General features: G+C 61.6%; 3 protein-coding genes. All 3 read right to left on the bottom strand.

The features are described 5' to 3' along the window. The 3 genes from VD811_01795 to VD811_01785 all read right to left on the bottom strand — a co-directional run bounded on the left by VD811_01795 (position 1) and on the right by VD811_01785 (position 2,761). Positions 1 to 1,386: an ethanolamine ammonia-lyase subunit EutB gene (locus VD811_01795; GenBank protein HXV19705.1), complete on the bottom strand. Its 1,386-nt coding sequence runs from the start codon at positions 1,384 to 1,386 to the stop codon at positions 1 to 3. A gap of 127 nt (positions 1,387 to 1,513) precedes the next feature. Next, positions 1,514 to 2,122: a flavodoxin family protein gene (locus VD811_01790; GenBank protein ID HXV19704.1), complete on the bottom strand. Its 609-nt coding sequence runs from the start codon at positions 2,120 to 2,122 to the stop codon at positions 1,514 to 1,516. Between the two features lie 210 nt (positions 2,123 to 2,332). Beyond that, the gene (locus tag VD811_01785) at positions 2,333 to 2,761 is read right to left on the bottom strand and encodes a hypothetical protein (protein HXV19703.1); all 429 of its coding nucleotides are present in this window, start codon (positions 2,759 to 2,761) and stop codon (positions 2,333 to 2,335) included. Between the last annotated feature and the right edge of the window lie 450 nt (positions 2,762 to 3,211).

Genomic DNA, 3,211 nt, shown 5'->3' with positions numbered 1-3,211 from the left:
TCAGCCCCCCGGCAGATATGCCTCCAACAGCCGGTTGCGTTCGCCAACGGGCAGCAATCGTTGCCCTTCGCGCATGATCCCCATGGCCTCCAGCCATGCTTCGAATTCAGGGGCGGGCTTGAGCCCCAGGACCTGGCGCAGGTAAAGGACATCGTGAAAAGAGGTGCTCTGGTAATTGAGCATGATGTCGTCCGCCCCCGGGACGCCCATGAGGTAATTGCACCCGGCCACCCCGAGGAGCGTCAGGAGGTTGTCCATATCGTCCTGGTCGGCCTCGGCGTGGTTGGTGTAGCAGACATCGCATCCCATCGGCACGCCGAGCAGCTTGCCGCAGAAATGATCCTCGAGGCCGGCGCGGATGATCTGTTTGCCGTCGTAGAGGTATTCAGGGCCGATGAAGCCGACGACCGTATTCACCAGCAACGGCTTGAAGTGCCGCGCCACGGCGTAGGCGCGCGCCTCGCAGGTCTGCTGGTCGACACCGTGATGGGCAGCGGCCGAGAGCGCGCTCCCCTGCCCGGTCTCAAAATACATCACATCGTCCCCGACCGTGCCGCGGCGGAGCGACAATGCCGCCTCGCGCGCCTCCTCCAGAAGCTTGATGGTGATCCCGAAGCTCCGGTTGGCGGCTTCGGTGCCGGCGATGGACTGGAAGACGAGGTCGACCGGCGCCCGGCGCTGCATGGCCGCCAGGGTGGTCGTGACATGGGCCAGGACGCAGGATTGGGTCGGGATGTCGAAGCGGCAGCGCAACTCGTCGATCATCTCCAGCAGCGCACAGACTTTCTGCAGGCTGTCGGAGGCGGGGTTGATGCCGATCACGGCATCGCCGGCGCCGTAGAGCAGTCCATCGAGAATCGCGGCCGCGATGCCGCGCGCATCGTCCGTCGGATGGTTGGGCTGCAGGCGAACGGACAAGCGGCCCGGCAGGCCGATGGTATCGCGGAAGGCCGTCACCACGCGGCATTTCTTCGCCGCCAGGATGAGGTCCTGGTTGCGCATGATTTTGGAGACGGCCGCCGCCATCTCGGGCGTCAGCCCGGGCGCAACGGCCTTGAGCTCGGCCTCGCCGGTCTCGTAGGAGAGCAGCCATTCGCGCAGTTCGCCGACCGTGAAGGAGCCGACCGGCGCCAACGCCGCCGGGTCGTGGGTATCGACAATCAGGCGCGTGACTTCGTCCGCCTCGTAGGGAATAAGCGGCTCTTCGAGAAAGGTCTTGAGCGGCACCTCCGCCAGACAGAGCTGGGCGGCGACGCGCTCCTCCATGCTGGCCGCGGCGACGCCCGCCAGCCGGTCCCCCGAGCGCTCCGGGCTGGCCTTGGCCATGAGGCTCTTCAGGCTGTCGAAGGAGTAGGAATGTTGACCGAGGGTCCGGTGGAAGCGCATGAGCACTACCTTTCGCGGGCGCGGACTGTTTCGTGGGGGGATGGGGCCGGGCGCACCTGATTGGGCGCCTCCGGCAGGGTACAAGGAAATTATACCGCAGGTGGGCGGTGCCGGGGAGGTGACGCGGTTATCGCCGCGCCACCAGCTTTTGCCCGGCGCTGCGGGCGTTGTGGATCATTCGCGCTGACAGTTCATGGTGCTCCCGCTGGGCGGCGAGACCGACGAACAGGGTGGCGACGGGCTTGGCCCCGACGGCGGCGGCACCCAGTTTCAATCCTCGCAGGGAGCCGGTGAACAGCCTCCCCATGATTGCCGGCATGGCGCTCGCCGTGACGAGCACGGCCGGTTTCGGCGGCCGGCCTTTCTTGCGCATCTTCGGCGCCGGCTGTCCCCAGGGCCAGAAGGAGTAGCCGGCCAGCCGCTCCAGGAACCGCTGGGTCAGAGCGTTGACATTGCCGAAGTTGACCGGGGCCCCAAGAACCAGGGCGTCGGCGCCCACGATCCTCTCGATGAGTCCGGCCATATCGTCTTCGAGGTAGCACCGACCGGGATCGGGTCCGGGGTGTTGAGTGCAACTGCGGCAGTTGGTGCAGAACTCGATGCGCGAGTCGAGCAGGTAGATCTTTTCGGTGGCGGCTCCACGCTCCGCCGCGGCAGCCAGCACCGCCGAGACCGCCTGGTCGATGGTGCCGCCCTTGCGGTAGCTTCCGACGATGCCGAGAACCGTTCGACTCATCTCTTCTCTCCTTTTGCTCGTTTGCCGATCAGGGGAAGGCAGAACCATTTTGCAGACGCCATTTAGGCCGCGGTTTGGGTAGCTGACGAGACAATCCTGTAAATCGTGCTGAATGAAAAAGACCCGCCTGCCCATCGGCGGGCCTTTCGGAACAAGGGATGGTCAATAACCATTTTGCGGCATAAAACTCGTGCTGCTCTTGTCAAACAATCAATGGTGCGCAGGGGCGCTGGACATTTTCTTCAGAAGTTCAATGTATTCCAAGGCAGCCTTGCCAAGCTCATGGGTGTAGGCCATATCGGCGGAGGCCTCCGGGCCATGACCGTGTTGATGCAGATCTTTCATTGCCTTGCCGCCCAATGTATCCCTGACCATTTTCTCGGCGTCCTCGATCATCATTTGGCCATGCTTGATGCTGATCTCGTCAACCCCTTTGGCCATGTTCATCTGGCCCAGCATAACCAACTCGGACCCTTCTGCCGCCATTTCCACGGCATGATTGAGCATCATGTGCATGTGGTGCATGGTCATCGCCGCCTCCGAATGACCTTCATGGCCTTTTTCACTGGCCAAAGCGACGCCTGCCAGCAGAACAAGTGCCAAACAAAACCCCGCCGCTGTTTTTCCGAAACTGTTCATGAAGACCTCCTCGGGGGAATGGATTTAGGAGAATGCCTGCCAACTGTCGGGTTTCCCCTCGCCGACCTTTTTGGGAAACAAGCATAGCAAATCTTGTGGTCGAAACAAGTCGTAGCCCCCAACGCAACGCGAAGGGACGTTGGTAACTTATGTAACTTGTTGCGCCATCAGGAAGGGAAAAGTTACATAAGTTACCTACGTCCCCCTTCACGTCACTTCCAGTGGGCGCTTGAATTTGTCAACAGAAAAGATGTGACCCCACCTTGTGACTGATCAGGCATGCCTAGGCCTTCATCGAATTGGCAATAAGTTCCGCGAAAGCCTTTATTTCGCCCTGTGAGCTCGCCGATTCGAGAGCTTTCATATAATCAGCTCGCTGTTCGATCCGAATAACCGTCCACGGATATCCGCCAGACGCCAGCATGGCATTCATCAGGAACCGACCCAATC

This window comes from Desulfuromonadales bacterium (assembly GCA_035620395.1).
Lineage (GTDB): Bacteria > Desulfobacterota > Desulfuromonadia > Desulfuromonadales > DASPGW01 > DASPGW01.
This window is presented reverse-complemented; position numbering and strand designations above follow the sequence as displayed.

Excerpts from the sequence above, each read along its gene's own strand:
- VD811_01790 (HXV19704.1), bottom strand. The coding sequence starts at position 2,122 with ATGAGTCGAACGGTTCTCGGCATCGTCGGAAGCTACCGCAAGGGCGGC.
- VD811_01795 (HXV19705.1), bottom strand. The coding sequence starts at position 1,386 with ATGCGCTTCCACCGGACCCTCGGTCAACATTCCTACTCCTTCGACAGC.
- VD811_01785 (HXV19703.1), bottom strand. The coding sequence starts at position 2,761 with ATGAACAGTTTCGGAAAAACAGCGGCGGGGTTTTGTTTGGCACTTGTT.